Origin of the sequence: Pseudomonas sp. NPDC099000, assembly GCF_044759925.1 — a bacterium.
Taxonomy (GTDB): Bacteria; Pseudomonadota; Gammaproteobacteria; order Pseudomonadales; family Pseudomonadaceae; genus Aquipseudomonas.
Genome location: NZ_JBIWAF010000001.1, coordinates 417,046 through 438,404, shown reverse-complemented (window position 1 = coordinate 438,404; position 21,359 = coordinate 417,046). Strand labels below are relative to the sequence as shown.

The following is a 21,359-nucleotide window of genomic DNA, read 5'->3' as shown; positions in this document are numbered from 1 at the left end:
TCAGTTCAGGAGTATTGCGATGAGTACCGACGATAAACGCGTTCGCGAGTTTGCCTATCAAATCTGGGAATCGGAAGGAAAACCCGAAGGCCAGGAGGCCCGGCACTGGGAGATGGCGCGCAAGCTGGCTGAAGCCGAAGCCCTGGCCCCCAAGAAATCGCCAAAGGCTGCCGGCAGTAAAACGGCTGCCAAACCTGCTGTGGCCAAAACCGCCAATGGCAAGGTGCCGGAGCCGAAAGCCAAGGCCAAGCCTGCTGGGGCGTCGAAGGTGATTCCGCCTGGCGAAAAAGCTGCAGAGAAGAAGCCAAAAGCAGCGCGTAAACCGCCTGCGGTCTGACGCTTCCCGAACCTGTTCTGATTGACCTCGTGGCCAGCCCCCTGGCCACCGTGGGCTCGCTCGCCCACGAAAAACCTGTAGGAGCGAGGCTTGCCCGCGAAGGCGGCATGTCAGTCGATTCAAATGTGACTGAAACACCGCCTTCGCGGGCAAGCCTCGCTCCTACAAAGAATCCCCCCTTTTTGCAGGAGCATGTATGACCAGTCCAAAGAAAGCCGCGCCAGAACCTCACGCCGAGGCCTCGCGAATCCGTGAAGGCTTGCCCTTCCCGCTGGGTGCGACCTGGGATGGTCTGGGGGTCAACTTTGCCTTGTTTTCCGCCAACGCCACCAAAGTCGAACTGTGCATTTTCGATGATGCTGGCGAAGTCGAACTCGAGCGCATCGAACTGCCCGAATACACCGATGAGATCTACCACGGTTATTTGCCCGACGCCCATCCGGGGCTGATCTACGGCTACCGTGTCTACGGTGCGTATGACCCGGCCAACGGTCACCGCTTCAACCACAACAAACTGCTGATCGACCCCTATGCCAAACAACTGGTCGGCGAGTTGAAGTGGTCTGAAGCGCTGTTCGGCTACACCATCGGCCACCCGGACGCTGACCTGAGTTTCGATGAGCGCGACAGTGCGCCCTTCGTGCCCAAGTGCAAAGTCATCGATCCGGCTCACACCTGGGGCAATGATCAACGCGTCAGCATCCCGTGGGACAAGACGATCATTTATGAAACCCACCTGCGCGGCATCAGCATGCGTCACCCCTCCGTCCCCGAGAACCTGCGTGGCACCTGCGCCGGGTTAATGGTCGATGACGTGCTGGAACACATTCGCAAGCTCGGGGTGTCATCGGTGGAGTTGCTGCCGATCCACGCCTTCGTCAACGACCAGCATCTGCTGCACAAAGGCATGACCAATTACTGGGGCTACAACAGCATCGCCTTCTTCGCCCCGGACCCGCGTTACCTGGCCAGCGGCAAGATCGCCGAGTTCAAGGAGATGGTCGCGCACCTGCACGAGGCCAATCTGGAAGTGATCCTCGACGTGGTCTACAACCACACTGCCGAGGGCAATGAACAAGGCCCGACCTTGTCCATGCGCGGCATCGACAACGCCTCGTACTACCGCTTGATGCCTGATGACAAGCGCTTCTACATCAACGATTCCGGCACCGGCAATACCCTGGACCTGAGCCATCCGTGCGTGCTGCAAATGGTCACCGACTCCCTGCGTTACTGGGCCACGGAAATGCACGTGGACGGTTTCCGCTTCGACCTGGCGACCATTCTCGGGCGCTACCACGACGGGTTTGATGAACGTCACAGTTTCCTTGTAGCCTGCCGTCAGGACCCGGTGCTGCGTCAGGTGAAAATGATTTCCGAACCCTGGGATTGCGGCCCCGGTGGTTATCAGGTCGGTGGTTTTCCGCCGGGTTGGGTCGAGTGGAACGACAAATTCCGCGACACCGTGCGCGCGTTCTGGAAAGGCGATGACGGCCAACTGGCCGACTTCGCCAGCCGCATGACCGCGTCCGGCGAGATGTTCAATCAGCGCGGCCGGCGCCCCTATGCTTCATTGAACTTCATCACCGCCCATGACGGTTTCACCCTCAACGACCTGGTGTCGTACAACGACAAGCACAACGAAGCCAACGACGAGAACAATCAGGACGGCAGCAACAACAACCTGTCCTGGAACCACGGCGTCGAAGGCCCGACCGACGACCCCGAGATCAATGAGCTGCGTCAGCGTCAGATGCGCAATTTCTTTGCCACGCTGCTGCTGTCCCAAGGCACGCCGATGCTGGTGGCCGGCGACGAATTCGCCCGGACCCAGGAAGGCAACAACAACGCCTATTGCCAGGACAGCGAGATCGGCTGGGTCAATTGGGACCTGAGCGAAGACGGCAAGGCCCTGCTCAAGTTCGTCAAACGCCTGATCAAGCTGCGTCTGGCGTATCCGATCCTGCGTCGCGGACGCTTCCTGGTGGGCAATTACAACGAGGACATCGGCGTCAAGGACGTGACCTGGCTGGCCCCGGATGGCAGCGAAATGTCCACCGAACAATGGGAAGAAGCCCACGGTCGCTGCCTCGGCATGTTGCTCGATGGCCGCGCACAGGAAACCGGTATCCGTCGCAAGGGCGGTGACGCGACCCTGTTGCTGGTGGTCAACGCGCACCACGACATCGTCAACTTCACCTTGCCGGAAGTGCCGGACGGCTATCACTGGACGTGCATGATCGACACCAATCAACCGTCGATTCGCGGGCAGGAACGCTTCGAGTTCGGTCACGAGTATTCCGTCACCGGCCGTTCGCTGCTGCTGTTCGAATTGCAGCATGAGGATGAAGAGTGAAATGGACGTTCAAGCCTTTCTCGATCGCCAGCCACCGGACTACGCCGATACTCAGGCGCTAGGCCGGTGCCTGCGGGCGCTGGTGGAGGCTGGACTCGATCAGCTTCCGCTGCCGGGCGGCGGCCAGACGCTGGAGCGATTCCAGCGGTTGGCCGCAGTCGGTGGGCATGACCTGGGGTTGTGCAAATTGTACGAAGGCCATACCGATGCGCTGGCGATCATCCAGCAACTCGGTGGCTCGCCAACCCCGGGCAGCACGTGGGGCATGTGGGCCGCTGAACCGCCACAGGCGCGGGTGCGCGTCCGTCCGCAAGGACACATGGTGGTGTTGAACGGGCGCAAGGCTTGGTGCTCGGGCGCGGCGGTGTTGAGCCATGCGTTGCTCACGGCCTGGGATCATCAAGACTGCCAGCAACTGGTCGCGGTGGCGCTGGATCAACCCGGCGTGACCGTTACCGATCAGGGCTGGCAAGCCGTCGGCATGGGCGCCACCGGCAGCGTTGAAGTGCTGTTCGAAGGCGCCGAAGGACAAGCCATCGGCTACCGCGGCGATTACCTGGATCGGCCCGGTTTCTGGCAGGGCGGCATCGGCATTGCAGCCTGCTGGTACGGCGCGGCACAGAGCATCGCCGAACGCCTGCGCACGCACTGCGCCCAACGTGAAGAACCCCACGCCCTCGCCCATCTGGGCGCCGTCGACAGTGCGCTGCATGCCGCCGCCGAGGTGTTGCGGGTCAGCGCACTGATGATCGACGCCGCCCCGCTGGACGACGCCGAATTGCTGGCCCGGCGCGCCCGGGCGGTGGTGGAACACACCGCCGAACAGGTCATGCTGCACGTCGGTCACGCCCTCGGCGCGGGTCCCTATTGCAGGGATCGGCAATTCGCCCGACTGATCGCCGACCTGCCGGTATTCCTGCGCCAAAGCCACGCCGAACGGGACCTCGCCGCCCTCGGCCAAACCGTCATTACCGGAACATGGACGTTATGAAAACCAACCCTATCGTCGGTCAGGGCACGCCGCTTCATCGGTGGCAGACCTCCAGCCACCTGGCGCAGTTACCGGTGATCGACATCCTGAGCCTGGTGCCGGAAGGTGCCCGCGCAGTGATTATCGCCCCGCACCCGGATGACGAAGTGCTGGGCTGCGGCGGTTTCCTGCAATTGCTCGCTGCTGCCGGTCGGCCCTTGCAACTGATCTCGGTCACCGATGGCAGCGCCAGCCATCCCGGCTCCGAGCGCTGGCCGGTGGAGCGCCTGAGCGCGGTCCGGCCTCAGGAATCGGTCGAAGCCTTGCGGCGACTCGGCCTGCCACTGCACAGCCTGAAATGGCTGCGCGGCGGATTCAAGGACAGCCGGGTCGCCAATCGAGAAACCGAATTGAGTGAATTCATCGAACGTCACTTGCACCCCAACGACGTGGTATTCACCACGTGGCGCGAAGACGGGCATTGCGATCACGAAGCCGTGGGGCGGGCCAGCGCCGCAGCGGCAAAACGCGCCGGTGCCACCGTGCATGAATTGCCCGTGTGGACCTGGCACTGGGCAGCCCCTGAAGACAGTTTCGTGCCGTGGCACCGGGCGCGGAAAATCCTCCTGGCCCCGCACTTGGTCGCGCGCAAACGTCACGCGATCCACGCCTTTGCCAGCCAGTTAGAAGGTGACCCACAAATCGGTTTGCCACCCGTGCTCGCGCCCTATGTGCTGGAGCGACTGTTGCAGCCGTTCGAGGTGGTGTTTTTATGAGCGTGGAGGATCGCTACTTCGACGGTCTGTTTGCCGGCAACGATGATCCCTGGTCGTTCCGTCAGCGCTGGTATGAGCAACGCAAACGCGCAATCACCCTCGCCGTACTGCCCCGCCCTCACTACCGCGCGATCTTCGAACCCGGCTGTGCCAACGGCGAGCTGAGCTTTGACCTGGCCAGCCGTTGTGATCGTCTTTTGTGTTGCGACACCGCCGCCGCAGCCGTAACGCTGGCCCGCACCCGACTCGGCCCGTTCGACCATGCCGAAGTCCGCCACAGCCGCTTGCCTGCGGATTGGCCGGACGAGAAATTCGACCTGATCGTCCTCAGCGAGATCGGCTATTACCTCGACGCCGATGACCTGAAACGCCTGATCGAACACGCCGCAGAGTCGCTGACCGCTGACGGCCAACTGCTGGCTTGCCACTGGCGCCCGCCCATCGACGGCTGTCCGCTGAATGCCCGTCAAGTCCATGACTTGTTGCACGAACATTTGCATTTGCCGCGCCTGGTGCTGCATCAGGAAGCGGATTTTCTGCTGGAACTCTGGAGTCGTGAACCACGCTCCGTGGCGGCTCTGGAGGGCTTGCGATGATTGGCATTCTGATCCCCGCGCATAACGAAGAAGACTTGCTCGAAGACTGCCTTGAAGCGGCCCTGCTCGCCGCGCAACACGATCTGCTGGGCGGTGAAACCGTCGAGGTGCTGGTGGTGCTCGACAGTTGCACCGACCGGTCCTCGGAGATCGTCAGCGCCTACCCGGTGCACAGTCTGGCAATCGAGGCGCGTAACGTCGGTCAGGCTCGCGCTGCCGGCGCACGGTTTCTGCTGGAGCGCGGGACACGCTGGATTTCCTGTACCGATGCCGACAGCCGTGTGGCGCAGGATTGGCTGGTGGCGCAGTTGGCCCTCGATGTCGATGCAGTGTGCGGCACGGTCACGGTGGAGGCGTGGCACGAGTCGTTCGATGAATCGGCTCAGATTCGCTATCACCAGCACTATCAGGCCCGCGACGGTCATCGGCACATTCACGGGGCCAATCTGGGCATTAGCGCTGTCGCCTATCAGCGCGCCGGCGGTTTCGAACCGCTGGCCTGTGACGAAGATGTTCAACTGGTGCGGCAACTCGAACGCAGCGGCGCCAACATCGCCTGGAGCCATCGTCCGCAAGTGCTCACCAGTGCCCGACTGGACAGCCGGGCACGCGGAGGTTTCGGCGATTATTTGCGGGGCCTGGCACAGCCTGGTTAAAAAATACCGTCTCAGATGACAGCACCACGCGACGAATAGCGTGACTTGAGCAATACTCTCCTCGCGGCAATCCAGGGTATGGAGCGCTGCACATTGCTCTCAAACAGAACAAGGACGTAGCCCGATGAAACCCGTTTCCCTCATCGAAAGCAGCTTGCCGGGACAGGTCTGGAACAGCGCCCTGCAACTGGACAACATCCCCGTCATCAACACCGAGACCCTGGTCCCCACTGGCGCACGTGCCGTGGTGATCGCGCCGCATCCTGGCGATGAAGTAGTCATGTGTGGTGGCTTGCTTCAGCTCCTTTCCTCCTTGGGTCATCCCCTGCAATTGATCTCGATCACCGATGGCAGCGCCAGCCATCCGGGCTCGCAACAATGGTCAGAGAAGCGCCTGAGCGTGTTTCGCGGCCAGGAAAGCGTCGAAGCCTTGCGCCGGCTCGGTTTGCCGATGCACAGCCTGAAGTGGATTCGCGGCGGCTTTACCGACAACGCCCTGGCCAAGCATGAAACCCAACTGACGCAATTCATCGCCCGTTATTTGCGCCCCGGCGACGTGGTGTTCAGCACCTGGCGCGAAGACGGCACCTGCGATCATGACGCCGTCGGCCGCGCGAGCGCCAATGCGGCGAGCATGGTCGGCGCGACGCTCAACGAACTGCCGGTCTGGGCCTGGCACTGGCCGACCCGGGATCAAGGACTCTTTCCCTGGCATCGTGCGCGCAAAATACGCCTCGACACCTGGACTGTCGCGCGCAAAAGCCACGCCACCCACGCCTATGCCAGCCAGCTCGACGGCGAACCGGCCATCGGCATCGCGCCGCTGCTGCCCCGGGTAATACTGGAGCGAATGCGCCTGCCGTACGAAGTTGTCTTCGTCTGACACAATTCCCGATCCGACATGGATCCCTGTAGGAGTGAGCCTGCTCGCGATAGCGGTGGGTCAGTGACATCAATGCTGGATGTCACTCCGCTATCGCGAGCAGGCTCACTCCTACATGGAAGGGTGTCGCTCAAACTGAACTGCCCGCCGCTGCATCAGTCGCATACATAAGCAGCCCAGATTCAGAGGAGTGAACGTGACCAGCGATGCCGAGCAGCGAGCCGTTGAATCAGTGCCCTTGAACTCGCCCCCGGCGATTCATCGATTGAGGGTGCTGACGGTCAACACCCACAAAGGGTTTACCGCCCTCAACCGGCGTTTCATCCTCCCGGAGCTGCGTGAAGCGGTGCGCAGTACGTCGGCCGATCTTGTATTTCTGCAAGAAGTGGTCGGCGAGCACGATCGGCATTCTTCCCGTTACAACGACTGGCCGCAGACCTCGCAATACGAGTTCCTGGCCGACAGCATGTGGAGCGATTTCGCCTACGGCCGCAACGCCGTTTACCCCAACGGCCATCACGGCAACGCGTTGCTGTCGAAGTACCCGATTCGCGAACACCGCAACCTCGACGTCTCGATAACAGGCCCCGAACGGCGCGGGTTGCTGCACTGCGTACTGGACGTACCAGGGCACGCTGAAGTCCATGCGATCTGCGTGCATTTGAGCTTGCTGGAAAGTCATCGCCAGTTGCAGCTTCAACTGCTCTGCCTACTGCTCGAATCCCTGCCCGACGATGCGCCGGTGATCATCGCCGGCGACTTCAACGACTGGCAGTTGCAAGGAAACGTCGCCCTCGCCCGTCGCGATTACCTGCACGAAGCCTTCGAGCGCCACAATGGCCGCCCCGCGAAAACCTACCCGGCGCGCTTTCCGCTGCTGCGCCTGGACCGGATCTACCTGCGCAACGCCAGCAGCCACAACCCGCGAATTCTCGGCAATAAACCCTGGACGCACCTGTCGGATCACTTGCCGTTGGCGGTGGAAGTGCACCTCTGAGTAATTAACGCATCAAGGCGCGTTGACCACGACATAGGTGACATTGCTGCCCTGATACTGCGGTTGATACCAGGTCGAACCACATTGCATGTACAACGTGTTGTACTGCATGACCTCCACGCAACTCGTGGGCATTTGTGCAGGCGTAAAGATCGAGCCGACCACGGCCGCTGTCACCGCGACCGTTGCGGTCACGGCCGCCGCCGTGGCGATCGGATGGTAGTGATTGTCGTAGCCGTAGCGGCCACGCCCGTCGACATCAATGTCGACATCACGATTGTTGTTGATGTTGACGTTACGGGTGCTGTTGTTGATGTTGGTACGGTTGCCGACGTTGTTCCCGGCATTGACCCGGTTGCCTGAGTTCACTCGATTGCCCGCATTGACGTTGCTCGCGCGTTGCGAGGTATTGATCCGTTGCGCCCGCTGGGCATTGGGTGCCGGCGCGCGGTTGACCGACGCCCTCGCCTGGCCTTGGCCCCGCGGCCGGGCATCCGCTTCGGCGATCAGGCCGACGGTCAGCACTGCGGCGGTGGCGAGCGATAACAACAGGCTCCACGACATTGTCCGGTTCATGTCATTCCCCTCCCTGCTCAGCGGCTTTCTTCAACGGAATCGCCACATCACCCTTGGCCGGTTTGAAGGTGAACATCGATTCCTGGAGGCCAGGCTTGAGGTTCCAGTGATACACCGCGCTGTATTCCGGAAAGCTCTTCTCGTCGGTGGTGGTGATCACCAGTTTGCAGGGCAGCGGCTTCTCGGACCGGGTGATCCACAATTGCCAGTCGATGCCCTCCTGCCGAAAGGCCAGGTGATCACAAAGTTGGCCCTTGATCGTCGACGGGCCCACGTACAGGGCTTCTTTCAGGGCATCGATCTGCGCCTGATCGCTACCAAACAGAAACAGGTCCTCCATGGGGATCTGGATCCCGTAATGGTCTTCGATCATGTGCAGGGTTTCGGACACCTTCGGTGGGGCATCCACCGTGGTGTAGTACTTGAGGTACGGTGAGTACTGGGTCAGTTTCTTGCCGTTGTAGAAGAACTCTCGCGTTCGAACATCGCCTTCTGTCCGGGCATACATTCGATCATGCCCCTGTACTTTCAGTGTAGTGGACGCCTCGGCCTTGATCTTCTGGCCGGTCTCCAGAACGGTATCCCGGGACACTTCGGCGTCTACCTGAAACTTCGACAGGCTGCGCAGGTAGTTGCCCATATCAATGAGCTTGTCGACCACCTGCGGATTGATGGTCGGGGTGGCATCCGCCACGGGGGCTTCTTCGGCTCGAGCTCCCGGGGCAAGGGCCAGAGTGAACATCAGGCAGAAAACACTGGTTTGGGTTTTCATCGATTTCGCTCCTGTCCCTGCGCCGGGCATGCGGCCCGAATGTCATGGCTGATTATTCAGCCTAGTCGCGGCCAACCCTGTTTGCCAGACAGACAAACCGGTACGGGATGCCGGTAACCTTGCGTTCATTTCAGCGCAGCATTACTGACAGAATCGAGACACAAACATAGCGGGGCAAGCGTGCCTTGAACCTCGCCCCGACAGACCGATAGCCCACTATCCAAAGGCTCTGCCATGCGGGTTTTTTGACGATTTTTCGAACAAACAAGAACTTAGATGTGCGGCATAAATCAGTCACTTGCGAGCACTAAAATACCACTACCACTTATCGGCCATTTTCTTGACGCCCTGTCAAGGGTCTTCTTAGCTACACGTTACTACCCCCGGAAATCCACCAGGGGCAAACCTCCAGGACACCCGCGAAATCGGGCGGCCAGCGGCTTGCCTCAATCCATTCGGTCGCCCCTCATTCGGGGTAGGAGAGACGCCAAAGCGAGATACAGCATGCGATTGCAAGGTAGACCCCCATGAAAACTTCATTCACCCAACAAGAGATCAAAGTCACTTTTTGCACTGTCTCGAGTTCACTGTTGCTGTGTTCTTCCATGGAGGTGCAAGCAGGGCCCGCAGAGGATGAAACCGCCTCCTGGTATCGCCAGGATGTTCCGGCAATGACCTTGCCCACGATCAATGTCACGGCCCCCTACCCCGGTCACTTCAGCGCCGCCTCCGACACACGAAGTTCACGCCTGACCATCGAAGATGCCACGCCTTCGGCCTGGGACCAGCTGTACGGGCAGGCATCGCGACAAGCACAAACCGATGTAATGACCCAGGGTTTTTCTATCCCTGGCAGCACCGAATTCAAAGGCCCGGCGATCCTGACCCTGCAGAGCGGTAGCGGCCATACCCAGCGGGTCGGCCTGATCGGCGGGATGACTCAGTTACAAGGCAACAGCAACGGCCTGTTGACCAGTCGCGCACTCGCCGACCCAGACCACGACACCCTCAACCTTCAAGGCCAGAGCCTCGGCGCCTACTGGAGCCTGACCGGGCCACAAGGCTGGCACGTGGATTTGTCGGCCAGTGGCGGCCGGGTCAACGGTTACAGCCGTAACGACCAGGGCGCGCGGATGGCGACCGAAGGCAGCGCGGTAACGTTGTCGGTGGAAGGCGGTTTTCCGATTGGCGTGAGCGATAACTGGGTGGTCGAACCGCAAGCGCAGTTGATCAATCAGCGCATCACGCTGGATACGCCCTATGCCGGTTCAAGCAATGCATCGTCCAGCGACCTGACGTCCTGGAGCGGCCGGGTCGGCGCACGGTTGAAAGGTAGTTACGACATCAACGGTCTGGGGGTCGAACCCTATGTGCGGACCAACTTGTGGCACACCGTGTACACCGGCAACACCGTGACCCTCGATCAGGTCGACAAGATCAGCAGCAGTCGCAATTCATCGACGGTCGAAGTGGGGTTGGGGCTGGTGGCCAGAGTCACGCCTGCGGTGAGCTTTTACGTCAGCGCCGATTACAGCAGTGATGTGGATGACAATGATTTGAACGGGTTGATCGGGAGTCTGGGTGTGCGGATGCGGTGGTGAATGGTTGACTTCAGGAATGTGATCGTTCCCACGCTCCGCGTGGGAATGCCTCAACGGACGCAGAGCGTCCCTGGCTGCATTCCCACGCGGAGCGTGGGAACGATCATGTGGGAGCGGGCTTGCCCGCGATGGGAGCGACTCGGTACTAGATCAACCCTCGGGACTTAGGATCAACACCGCCAGCGGTGGCAGATTCAGCACCAGCGAAAGCTCTTGCCCATGGCTCGGCTCTTCCTCGGTAAACGCCCCGCCGCTGTTGCCATAGTTGGACCCGGCATACATCGCCGCGTCGCTGTTGATCACCTCGCCCCAGCGCCCGGCGTACGGTACGCCGATGCGATAGGCCTGACGCGGCACCGGCGTGAAATTCGCCACCACCAACACCGGCCGTCCGTCCTTGCTCCAGCGCAGGAACGCGTAAACGCTGTTGATCGCATCATCGCCGATCAACCACTGGAAGCCTTGCGGCGCGTCGTCCTGGTCATGCATCGCTGGCTCTGCGCGATACAGCCGATTGAGGTCGCCGACGAGTTTTTGCACGCCCTTGTGTTCAGAGTATTGCAGCAAGTACCAGTCCAGTTGCTGATCGTGATTCCACTCGCGCCACTGGCCGAATTCGCAGCCCATGAACAGCAGCTTCTTGCCGGGATGCGCCCACATGAAACTCAGATAGGCCCGCAAGTTGGCAAATTTCTGCCAGCGGTCGCCGGGCATCTTGTCGATCAGCGAGTGCTTGCCGTGCACCACTTCATCATGGGAGATCGGCAGGATGAAACGCTCGGACCAGGCATACACCAGGCCGAAACTCAGCTCGTTGTGGTGATGGGCGCGGTACACCGGATCTTGCTGGATGTAATGCAGCGAGTCGTGCATCCAGCCCATGTTCCATTTGTAGTCGAAGCCCAGCCCGCCCTGTTGCGTGCCCTGGCTGACACCCGGCCACGCGGTGGACTCCTCGGCAATCACCAGCGCACCCGGCGCTTCCAGGTCGACCACGTCGTTGAGGTGGCGCAGGAAGTCGATGGCTTCGAGGTTCTCGCGCCCGCCGTGACGGTTCGGCACCCATTCCCCGGCCTTGCGCGAGTAATCGCGATAGAGCATCGACGCCACGGCATCGACCCGCAGGCCGTCGACGTGGAAATGCTTGAGCCAGTGCAGCGCCGAGGCCAGCATGTAGCCATGCACTTCGGTGCGGCCCAGGTTGTAGATCAGCGTGTCCCAGTCCTGATGGAAACCTTCTTGCGGATTGCCGTATTCGTACAGCGCGGTGCCATCGAATTGCGCCAGGCCGTGGGTATCGGTGGGGAAATGCGCCGGCACCCAATCGAGGATCACGCCGATGTCCGCCTGGTGGCAGGCGTTGACGAAGGCCGCGAAGTCGTCCGGTGAGCCGTAGCGGGCGCTCGGGGCGAATTGCGACAGCAACTGATAACCCCAGGAACCGCCGAACGGGTGTTCCATGATCGGCATCAATTCGATGTGGGTGAATCCCAACTCCTTCACGTAAGGAATCAGCCGCTCGCCCAGTTCGTGCCAGGTGTACTGGCGCGCTACTTCACCCAGATCGTCCAGCTCGCATTGCCACGAGCCGGCGTGCAATTCGTAGATCGACAGCGGTGCGCTCGGCAGATGCCGCTCGCCACGGGATTGCATCCACGCCTGGTCCTGCCAATCAATGTTCAGCGCAGAAGCGACTTTGGACGCGGTATCCGGCGGCAGCGAGGTGGCCAGGGCCATCGGGTCAGCCTTGAGCGGCAGAATGCCGTGGGCGCCGAGGATTTCATATTTGTAGGTTTCCCCCGCCTGCAGGCGCGGGATGAACACTTCCCAGACCCCGGTGGGATGGCGCAGACGCATCGGGTGCCGACGACCGTCCCAGTTGTTGAAGTCACCGACCACCGACACCCGTTTGGCGTTCGGTGCCCACACGGCGAAACGCACGCCGTCGACACCGTCGACCGTCTTCAGCTGCGCGCCGAGGCAGGCGCTGAGGTCGCGGTGATTGCCTTCGGCGAACAGGTACAAATCCATCTCGCCGAGCAGCGGGCCAAAGCTGTAGGGGTCCTCGGAAACCTGTTCACCGCCGGCCCAGCGGGTGCGCAGCAGATACGGCTGTGCCCGATCGAAGTGCCCGACAAACAGGCCCGGCGTCTGGGTGGCTTCAAGGTTGCCGAGTTCTTCCCCGGAGTCCTTGGCCAGTACCTGCACGCTTAGGGCGTCTGGCAGATAAGCCCGAATGAATTGCCCACCGGCGTCATCGCCATGGGGGCCGAGAATTGCAAAAGGGTCGTGATGTTCGGCGCGAACCAGCGCGTCGATATCCCGCGATCTGGGCAGTAGCGCCTCTTTAGCGTGACCCTGTTCCTTGTTCGAGAAACTCATAACTACTCTCCACCAAGATCGGAAAAGGGTTTAAGCCCACTCAATAATCCATACAAACCGTGCAATGGCACCGGCAGCCATGTGGGGCGATTTTCAGCCTCATAGGCCACCTCATACGCCGCCTTCTCCAGCCCGAACAACGCCAACGCGGCGTCCTCGCCTTCCGGATCTTGCCACGCATGAGCAAGACTAGCTGCCGCCAGCCGATAAGCGTCGACAAATGCCTGTTTTGCTTCATTCAGATATCGGTCGGCTACCCGTTGCCGTGCCGCTTGGGCCTCGGCGGTGTTGTCGACGTTGTGCACGTTGATCGCCATCGCCGCGGCGTAATCGAAGGAGCGCAATACGCCGCTGACATCTTTATAGGGGCTGTGCTTGCCACGTCGCTCGCTGAGCGGCCGTGCCGGCTCACCCTCGAAGTCGATCAGGTAAGCGTCGCCCTTGATCACCAGCACCTGACCCAGGTGCAAGTCGCCATGGACGCGAATGCGCAAGCCACCGACGGCTTTTTTGCCCAGGTCCTGGACATGACTGAGGATGGCTTTTTTGTTGTCCAGTAAACGAGTGACCAGCGCTTTGTCCGCCGGGTTCAGTTCACTTTGATGTTGCTTGAGCAACTTCAGCGAGTGCTCCAGTTGCGCCGCGACGTCCTTGGCCGAGGCCAGGGCGTCTTTCTGCGTGGTGACCTGCGGCGCGAAATCAGGGTCATCGGTCGGGGCCGCCAGCACCTGGTGCATCTCACCCAGCCGCTGGCCGAGCATGCCGGCGAAGTCTTTCAGTTCACCGAGGGCGTTGTAGTGTTGCTCCTGCTCGGACATGGCGTCCGCCAGCTCGTCACGCAGTGCCCGTTCGAGGTTGTTCTGGGTCCACTCCCAGGCGTCGCCCTGATTGCTCAAATAGCCTTGGGCAATCATCAGCAGATTGTCTTCGCCCTTGGCATCGCGGCGAACCACCGAACCCAGCAGCGGTGAGATGTTGCTGAAACCGGCATTGGTCAGGTACGCGCTCATTTCCAGTTCCGGGTGCACACCCGAGGCGACCTTGCGGATCAGCTTCAGCACCAGGCTGCTGCCGATCACCACCGAACTGTTGGACTGCTCGGCGGACAGGTAGCGCACTTCCGATTCGGCCGTCAGGCCCAGCTTGGCCAGTTCGGCGGTCGGCTCGAAACGAATCTCGCCGCCGTCGGAAGGCAACACGGTGTTTTCCTGCATGCCGAGCAGCACTGCGCGGATGAAGTTTTCCAGGCTGAACGCATCGGTGATTAACCCCACCTGAGGGCCACGTCGCACCCGAGAAAGCGCCAGTTGCTGCGGCAACGCCGGCCCGACCTGATCATCGGCAATGAAGCCGAACGGCAGCTGGTAACGGCTGGTCTGGCCGCCGCTGGTGACTTCGATTTCACTCAAAAGCACCGGGTGCTGCGCATCGCCGAAGCGCACGCCGTAGGCCAGGTTGACCTTCTCGATCGCCGCGTCCTTGCCGGCGAACCAGCGGCGGTTTTGCAGCCAGTTCGGCAGGATGCCCTGCTCCAGCGTGCCGCGGGACGGCGCTTCGAGCAGTTCTTCCATGCGTTTCTTCAGCACCAGGGTGGTGAAGTCCGGCAGGCTTTGCGCCGGTTCTACGTGCCAACTAGGCATTTGATTCTCCGCAGCGAGTCCGAACCAATAGAAGCCGTAAGGCGCCAGCGTCAGGAGGAAATTCAACTGGCCGATTGGCGGAAAGGCGTTACCGCCGAGCATCTCCACCGGCACCATGCCGACGTAAGCGGACAAGTCCAGTTCCGCCGCTTGCGCACTGCGCGATACGTTGGCGACACACAGGATGGTTTCGTATTTGCCATCCGGCCCGGTGTATTCACGGGTGTAGGCCAGAATCCGCCGGTTGCTCGGCGAGAGCATTTTCAGCGTGCCACGGCCGAAGGCCTTGGACTGCTTGCGCACGGCGAGCATGCGTCGGGTCCAGTTCAGCAGTGAGTGTGGGTCGCCGGCCTGGGTCTCGACGTTGACCGACAGGTAACCGTACTGCGGGTCCATGATCGGCGGCAGCACCAGACTCGCCGGGTCGGCGCGGGAGAACCCGCCATTGCGGTCGATCGACCACTGCATGGGCGTGCGCACGCCGTCACGGTCGCCGAGGTAGATGTTGTCGCCCATGCCGATTTCATCGCCGTAATACATCGTCGGCGTACCCGGCATCGACAGCAGCAGACTGTTGAGCAACTCCACGCGACGGCGATCCCGCTCCATCAACGGTGCGAGGCGGCGGCGAATACCGAGGTTGATCCGCGCCCGACGGTCGGCCGCATAGTAATTCCACAGGTAATCGCGTTCCTTGTCGGTGACCATTTCCAGGGTCAACTCATCGTGGTTGCGCAGGAAAATCGCCCACTGACAGTTGGCCGGGATCTCCGGGGTCTGGCGCAGGATGTCGGTGATCGGGAAGCGATCCTCCTGGGCCAGCGCCATGTACATGCGCGGCATCAACGGGAAGTGAAAGGCCATGTGGCATTCGTCGCCGTTGAGGCCTTTTTTGTCGGTGTCACCGAAATACAGCTGCGTGTCTTCCGGCCATTGATTGGCCTCGGCCAGCAGCATGCGGTCCGGGTAGTTGGCGTCGATCTCGGCACGGATCTGCTTGAGGACGTCGTGGGTCTCGGGCAGGTTTTCGTTGTTGGTGCCGTCGCGCTCGATCAGGTACGGAATCGCATCCAGGCGCAGGCCGTCGATGCCCATGTCAAGCCAGTAGCGCATCACCGACAGCACCGCTTTCATGACTTGCGGGTTGTCGAAGTTGAGGTCCGGCTGATGCGAATAGAACCGGTGCCAGAAGTACTGGCCGGCGACCGGGTCCCAGGTCCAGTTGGACTTCTCGGTGTCGAGAAAGATGATGCGGGTGCCATCGTATTTGTGATCGTCGTCGGACCAGACGTAGAAGTCCCGCGCCGCCGAACCGGGTTTGGCTTTACGCGAGCGCTGGAACCAGGCGTGCTGGTCGGAGGTGTGGTTGATGACCAGCTCGGTAATCACCCGCAAGCCGCGTTTGTGGGCCTCGGAGATGAAACGCTTGGCGTCGGCCATGGTGCCGTAGTCGGGATGGACGCCACGGTATTCGGCAATGTCGTAGCCATCGTCGCGCCGTGGCGACGGATAGAAAGGCAAGAGCCAGATGGTGTTGACGCCGAGGTCGGCAATGTAATCGAGTTTGGCGATAAGGCCGGGAAAGTCGCCGATCCCGTCGTTGTTGGAGTCGAAGAAAGACTTAACGTGAACCTGGTAGATCACCGCGTCCTTGTACCAGAGCGGGTCCTTGATGAAGGTGGCTGCCTTGGGTTTCTTCGCCATTTGAAACTCCTGTTGAATTCAATAAAGCCAACCAGGTCGCCGAGGCTGGCTCTTTGTGGCGAGGGGGCTTGCCCCCGCTCGGCTGCGAAGCAGTCGCAAAACCTGTGTACATGGATCTGGCGGGAGGGATGTATTGTCTGGGGTATTTTGGGACCGCTTCGCGGCCCAACGGGGGCAAGCCCCCTCGCCACAGAAGCCCCTCACCACATTCAGGAAGTAGAGATTCGCCAGATACCAAACGGTTGATGCGCCGGGTCGATCCGCATGAACTGGTACTTGCCGTGCCAGGTCCATCGGTGCCCGCTCATCAAGTCTTCGCCCTGGGTGCTGGCATCATCCGGCAAGCCCATTTCCCACAGCGGCAATTCGAAATTCGCTTCCTGGACGTTATCCGGATCCAGGCTGACGGCCACCAGGATAAAGTTGCTGCCATCCGCGCTGCGTTTGCCGAAATACAGAATGTTGTCGTTCCACGCGTTGTAGACCTTCAGGCCCAGGTGCGTGTGCAGCGCCGGGTTTTGCCGGCGGATGCGGTTGAGCTGGGCGATCTCGGCGATGATGTTGCCGGGCGCGGTAAAGTCCCGTGGACGGATCTCGTACTTCTCGGAGTTGAGGTATTCCTCTTTGCCCGGCACCGGCGCGGCTTCACAGAGTTCGAAGCCCGAATACATTCCCCACAGACCGGAGCCCATGGTCGCCAGCGCGGCACGGATCAGAAATCCGGCGCGCCCGGATTCATGCAGAAACGCCGGGTTGATGTCCGGCGTATTGACGAAGAAATTCGGCCGGTAGCATTCGCGCCACGGCGACTCATTAAGCTCGGTGAAATAGGTCGCCAGTTCCGTCTTGGTATTGCGCCAGGTGAAGTAGGTGTAGCTCTGGGAGTAACCGACCTTGCCCAGCCGCGCCATCATGGCCGGCGTGGTAAAGGCCTCAGCGAGGAAGATCACCTCGGGGTACAACGCCCGCACATCGGCGATCAGCCATTGCCAGAACGGCAGCGGCTTGGTGTGAGGGTTGTCGACGCGAAAGATCTTCACGCCCTCCTCGACCCAACCGACCACGATGTCCCGCAACTCGACCCACAGGCTCGGAATTGCATCGCTGCCATAGAAATCGACGTTGACGATGTCCTGGTACTTCTTCGGCGGGTTCTCGGCGTATTTGATCGTGCCGTCCGGGCGCCAGTTGAACCAGCCCGGGTGCTGTTTGAGCCACGGGTGGTCCTGAGAACACTGGATCGCGAAATCGAGGGCAATTTCCAGCCCGTGATCCGCCGCCGCTGAAACCAGCCGCCGGAAGTCTTCGCGAGTGCCGAGTTCGGAATGAATCGCCTCGTGCCCGCCCTCTTCGCTGCCAATGGCATACGGGCTGCCCGGATCGTCAGGGCCGGCGCTCAATGAATTGTTCGGGCCTTTGCGGTAGCTGCGACCGATCGGATGGATCGGCGGGAAGTACAGCACATCGAAACCCATGTCCTGAATCATCGCCAACCGCGAGTGCACGTCGTTGAACGTGCCATGACGGGCCGGATCGTCGGTGATCGAGCGCGGAAACAACTCATACCAGCTGGCGAACTGGGACAGCTCCCTTTCGACGTCCAACGGAAATTCAGGGCTGAGGCTCAAATAAGCGCGGTGATCGGCCTGGGCCATCAGGTCGGCGCTACGTTGGTGCAGAAACAGCGCGACCTGCTCGGTTTCGAGCAGACCGGACAGATCATGGTGCAACGCCGCCAGTTCTTCGCTCAGCGGCCCTTCCGCTCGTTCGGCCGCCTGTTGCACCTGGTTGCGCCCTTCCTGCAATTCCAGGCTGATGGGCACGCCGGCGACGTGTTTCTTCTCGATCTCGTACAAAAAGCTGCCGTATTGATCGATCCAGGCTTCGATACAGAAGACGTAGCGGCCTTGATCTTCAACGCGGAACTGGCCTTGCCAGCCGTTATTGCCGAGGTCGGTCATGGCCTCGCTCTGCCAGGCCTCGTCACCGTCGGCACGCCAGCGGATGCGCACGGCCAGTTTGTCGTGACCGTCGGCGAACACTTTGCTGGTCACCACCACGTCCTGACCCACCACGGCCTTGGCAGCGAACTGCCCGCCATCCAGGGTCGGCATGGTGTTTTCAATGGCGATACGCGGCAGCAGCAGCGCCTGCGACAATGGCATATGAGGGTTGTAGTTCAGCTCTGTCGGTTTTTCAGCAGTCATCGAGCATCTCTCCTTAACGCCCCATGGACGCTCTTGTGTCTGGTCGTCTTTCACACGAAACCCGTCGGTCCCGAAATGAACTCACTTAGGTTCCGAGCGACAAGCGCGGCGAAAAGTTCACGCCCATTTGCCGGGAATCAAATCCCTTGCGCGACGGTCAACTCACTTAAGCACGACTTACGCCATGTGCCACTGGAGGCTTCAACGATGAGTATTCCAATCCCGGCCGAAACACCCGATCCGAACATCGACACCCCGACCATTCCGCCGACCGAGCCGGAACCGGTACCTGAGCAAGAGCCGCCCGGCACCACACCGCCACCCAGAGAAGAGCCACCGAGCACCATGCCGCCGGTGATCGTGACACCTGATAATGGCTAAGGCCGTTGCTGCTCGTCTTTATCCCTGTCGAGCAGTTTCAAGACGCTTGGCATCACACTGAAAATCGCCAACGCCAGCAGCGTACTGAACACCGCCGTCGCTTCCCGGCCCAACCCGGCCGAGACCCCTATGGCGGCCGTCATCCACAACCCGGCGGCGGTGGTCAGGCCTTTGACGTGGCCTTCATCGCCCTCCTGGTTTTTCAGGATGGTGCCGGCGCAGAGGAAGCCGATCCCGGCGATCACGCCTTGCACCACTCGGCTCATGGCATCGGCCTGGGAACCGGACATCTGCGGCACCAGCACAAACAATGCGGCACCGAGGGCCACCAGCATGTGCGTGCGCACGCCTGCGGCCTTGCCCTTTTGCTCGCGCTCGAAGCCGAGAATGCCGCCCAGGATCGCAGCCATCAGTAATCTCACGGTTATACGCGTCAGTTGCGACGCATCGCCGATGTCGGCGAACTCTGCTTGCAGCGTTACCCAAACCTCATGCCACCAAGCGTTCATGGTGCAATCCTTGTGATTGATCGTTATGGGAGGATGGACCGCGCCGACCATTAATCGGTTGCACAGAACGATGACCGTCGGATGCGCCCTAACAGTTTAGAACCCGCAAAAAAAGGACACCTCCATGACTGTGCGCATCGAAAACCAGACCTGCTTTTTCATCACCGAGAACGGCGAAGAAATTCGTCTGTGCCCCGACGTCACGATCATCACCGACTCGGAAAAAGCCATGTCAGCGGTGGAGCTTCACGGCCAGCGCGTTTACATCACCGAAGCAGAAGCCGATGCATTGACCGTAGCAGGCGCAGTGGACGGTCGTAGGCATTTGAAGGCCACCGACAGTGATTCGGTGATTTGACTGACCCGGATCAACAACCCTTGCAAGCGCCTGACATAGGCGCCTGCGCCCCGCTGTAACGGGGTGCATCAAGTTGTCGCAGGCAGCGGATCAAACCCCATCTGATCCGCTTTTTATTGCAATACCTGAGTCTGTTATGCAAACAGATCGCTGGTCATAGTGCTCATGCCTGATGGAGGCTGATGAGCGAAAGACCATGAGCGAAAGAATCCCCGTCCGAACCATAGAACCTGCCTCATTTATAAAAACCGAGCCTTTGCGTCCAAAGATAAAGGCCAAGTCCAGCGACAACCTGATCCACACCCGCAGCTTCACCGGCCTGTTCCGCACCTTGCGCATGAGCGGCGCGGGCGTATTGTTTTTGCTGTTCTTCGGCACCGTATGGCTGAACTGGGGCGATCGTCAGGCGGTGCTCTGGGACCTTTCCGAAAGCAAATTCCATATCTTCGGTGCGACCTTCTGGCCCCAGGATTTCATCCTGCTCTCGGCGCTGCTGATCATTGCCGCGTTCGGCCTGTTTGCGATCACCGTGTTCGCCGGCAGGGTCTGGTGCGGTTACACCTGCCCGCAGAGTTCCTGGACCTGGATCTTCATGTGGTGCGAGAAGATCACCGAGGGCGAACGTAACCAGCGGATCAAGCTGCAAGCTGCGCCGTGGGGACTGAACAAACTGATCCGGCGCTCGGCCAAGCACACCCTGTGGCTGGCCATCAGCTTGCTCACCGGGCTGACGTTCGTTGGCTACTTCACGCCGATCCGACCTCTGGCTGAAGAGCTGCTGACCTTGCAGATGGGCGGTGTCAGTCTGTTCTGGGTGCTGTTTTTTACCGGCGCGACTTACATCAACGCCGGCTGGCTGCGTGAAGCGGTGTGCATGCACATGTGCCCGTATGCGCGGTTCCAGAGCGTGATGTTCGACAAGGACACCCTGACCATTTCCTACGACGCGGCCCGTGGTGAAAATCGTGGTCCGCGTAAACGTGAGGTGAAACCGGCCGAGGCAGGCCTGGGGGATTGCATCGATTGCCAGCTGTGCGTGCAGGTCTGCCCGACCGGGATCGACATTCGCGACGGCTTGCAGATGGAGTGCATCGGGTGCGCGGCGTGTATCGACGCCTGCGATTCGATCATGGACAAAATGGGCTATGCCCGTGGCTTGATCAGCTATACCTCGGAGCATGAACTGCAAGGTGGCAAGACTCATCTGCTACGGCCGCGGCTGATCGGTTACACAGCGGTGTTGCTGGTGATGATCGGCGCCCTCGCCCTCGCCTTGATTGAACGGCCGATGGTGTCGCTGGACGTGAGCAAGGACCGTGGCCTGTTCCGTGAGAATAGTCAGGGACAAATCGAAAACATCTACAGCCTGAAGGTCATCAACAAGACCCAGCTGCGTCAGGACTATCGGCTGAGCCTAGAAGATGGCGAAGGCTTCGTGCTGCAAGGCAAGACCGATCTGAGCCTGGCGCCGGGTGAGATTGTCGATGTGCCGGTGTCGGTGGCCATGACCACCGAACGGCCGAGCAGCAGCTCGCAGACGATCAGTTTCAAAGTTGCCGACAGTGATGAACCGGACATCTATAGCGTGGCCAAAAGCCGGTTTGTTGCGCCGATGAACCGTTGATCCCTTAGACTGCGGTGCGCCATTCGCGGGCAAG

At 60.7% G+C, this 21,359-nt stretch carries 18 protein-coding genes; 12 read left to right on the top strand and 6 right to left on the bottom strand.

Features of this window, described 5'->3' with window-relative positions; translation table 11 throughout:
- The first annotated feature begins 19 nt into the window (after positions 1-19).
- From ACIQV9_RS02090 to ACIQV9_RS02055, 8 genes are all read left to right on the top strand, one after another.
- Positions 20-337 carry a DUF2934 domain-containing protein gene (locus ACIQV9_RS02090; RefSeq protein ID WP_403097499.1) on the top strand — a complete coding sequence of 106 codons (318 nt, stop codon included), beginning with the start codon at positions 20-22 and terminating at the stop codon, positions 335-337.
- Between the two features lie 196 nt (positions 338-533).
- Positions 534-2,693: a glycogen debranching protein GlgX gene (gene glgX, locus ACIQV9_RS02085; RefSeq protein WP_403097497.1), complete on the top strand. Its 2,160-nt coding sequence runs from the start codon at positions 534-536 to the stop codon at positions 2,691-2,693.
- Position 2,694: 1 nt separating this feature from the next.
- On the top strand, positions 2,695-3,684 hold the full coding sequence (locus ACIQV9_RS02080; RefSeq protein ID WP_403097494.1) for an acyl-CoA dehydrogenase: 990 nt from the start codon (positions 2,695-2,697) through the stop codon (positions 3,682-3,684).
- Positions 3,681-4,439: a PIG-L deacetylase family protein gene (locus tag ACIQV9_RS02075; RefSeq protein ID WP_403097491.1), complete on the top strand. Its 759-nt coding sequence runs from the start codon at positions 3,681-3,683 to the stop codon at positions 4,437-4,439. Before ACIQV9_RS02080 ends, ACIQV9_RS02075 begins: the two co-directional genes overlap by 4 nt.
- Positions 4,436-5,035, top strand: coding sequence for an SAM-dependent methyltransferase (locus ACIQV9_RS02070; protein WP_403097488.1), 600 nt, complete (start codon positions 4,436-4,438; stop codon positions 5,033-5,035). Before ACIQV9_RS02075 ends, ACIQV9_RS02070 begins: the two co-directional genes overlap by 4 nt.
- Positions 5,032-5,691, top strand: coding sequence for a glycosyltransferase (locus ACIQV9_RS02065; RefSeq protein WP_403097485.1), 660 nt, complete (start codon positions 5,032-5,034; stop codon positions 5,689-5,691). The genes ACIQV9_RS02070 and ACIQV9_RS02065 overlap by 4 nt, the downstream gene beginning before the upstream one ends.
- A gap of 124 nt (positions 5,692-5,815) precedes the next feature.
- Entirely contained in the window at positions 5,816-6,574 is a 759-nt protein-coding gene (locus ACIQV9_RS02060; protein ID WP_403097482.1) for a PIG-L deacetylase family protein, read from the top strand.
- A gap of 196 nt (positions 6,575-6,770) precedes the next feature.
- Positions 6,771-7,571 carry an endonuclease/exonuclease/phosphatase family protein gene (locus ACIQV9_RS02055; RefSeq protein ID WP_403097479.1) on the top strand — a complete coding sequence of 267 codons (801 nt, stop codon included), beginning with the start codon at positions 6,771-6,773 and terminating at the stop codon, positions 7,569-7,571.
- Between the two features lie 12 nt (positions 7,572-7,583).
- On the opposite strand, the gene ACIQV9_RS02050 is transcribed toward ACIQV9_RS02055, so the two are convergent.
- Together ACIQV9_RS02050 and ACIQV9_RS02045 are read right to left on the bottom strand one after the other, a co-directional pair.
- The gene (locus tag ACIQV9_RS02050; RefSeq protein ID WP_403097476.1) at positions 7,584-8,147 is read right to left on the bottom strand and encodes a hypothetical protein; all 564 of its coding nucleotides are present in this window, start codon (positions 8,145-8,147) and stop codon (positions 7,584-7,586) included.
- A 1-nt stretch (position 8,148) separates the two neighbouring features.
- Positions 8,149-8,919, bottom strand: coding sequence for a DUF2092 domain-containing protein (locus ACIQV9_RS02045; protein WP_403097473.1), 771 nt, complete (start codon positions 8,917-8,919; stop codon positions 8,149-8,151).
- A gap of 527 nt (positions 8,920-9,446) precedes the next feature.
- On the opposite strand from ACIQV9_RS02045, the gene ACIQV9_RS02040 reads away from it, so the two are divergent.
- A complete protein-coding gene (locus tag ACIQV9_RS02040; RefSeq protein WP_403097470.1) occupies positions 9,447-10,520 on the top strand; it encodes an autotransporter domain-containing protein in 1,074 nt (357 codons plus the stop codon).
- A gap of 150 nt (positions 10,521-10,670) precedes the next feature.
- On the opposite strand, the gene glgB is transcribed toward ACIQV9_RS02040, so the two are convergent.
- From glgB to ACIQV9_RS02025, 3 genes are all read right to left on the bottom strand, one after another.
- A complete protein-coding gene (gene glgB / locus ACIQV9_RS02035) occupies positions 10,671-12,902 on the bottom strand; it encodes a 1,4-alpha-glucan branching protein GlgB (RefSeq protein WP_403097467.1) in 2,232 nt (743 codons plus the stop codon).
- Positions 12,903-12,904: 2 nt separating this feature from the next.
- Positions 12,905-16,246, bottom strand: coding sequence for a maltose alpha-D-glucosyltransferase (treS, locus tag ACIQV9_RS02030; protein WP_403097462.1), 3,342 nt, complete (start codon positions 16,244-16,246; stop codon positions 12,905-12,907).
- Between the two features lie 209 nt (positions 16,247-16,455).
- Positions 16,456-18,453: an alpha-1,4-glucan--maltose-1-phosphate maltosyltransferase gene (locus ACIQV9_RS02025; RefSeq protein WP_403097457.1), complete on the bottom strand. Its 1,998-nt coding sequence runs from the start codon at positions 18,451-18,453 to the stop codon at positions 16,456-16,458.
- A 207-nt stretch (positions 18,454-18,660) separates the two neighbouring features.
- On the opposite strand from ACIQV9_RS02025, the gene ACIQV9_RS02020 reads away from it, so the two are divergent.
- Positions 18,661-18,834 carry a hypothetical protein gene (locus ACIQV9_RS02020; RefSeq protein ID WP_403097453.1) on the top strand — a complete coding sequence of 58 codons (174 nt, stop codon included), beginning with the start codon at positions 18,661-18,663 and terminating at the stop codon, positions 18,832-18,834.
- On the opposite strand, the gene ACIQV9_RS02015 is transcribed toward ACIQV9_RS02020, so the two are convergent.
- Entirely contained in the window at positions 18,831-19,343 is a 513-nt protein-coding gene (locus ACIQV9_RS02015) for an MgtC/SapB family protein (RefSeq protein WP_403097449.1), read from the bottom strand. The two genes, ACIQV9_RS02020 and ACIQV9_RS02015, sit on opposite strands and share 4 nt — an antisense overlap.
- 124 nt (positions 19,344-19,467) lie before the next feature.
- On the opposite strand from ACIQV9_RS02015, the gene ACIQV9_RS02010 reads away from it, so the two are divergent.
- Together ACIQV9_RS02010 and ccoG are read left to right on the top strand one after the other, a co-directional pair.
- A complete protein-coding gene (locus ACIQV9_RS02010; protein ID WP_403097446.1) occupies positions 19,468-19,701 on the top strand; it encodes a DUF3203 family protein in 234 nt (77 codons plus the stop codon).
- A 196-nt stretch (positions 19,702-19,897) separates the two neighbouring features.
- Complete coding sequence (ccoG, locus tag ACIQV9_RS02005; RefSeq protein WP_403097444.1) at positions 19,898-21,325, top strand: cytochrome c oxidase accessory protein CcoG; 1,428 nt, start codon at positions 19,898-19,900, stop codon at positions 21,323-21,325.
- Positions 21,326-21,359 lie beyond the last annotated feature (34 nt).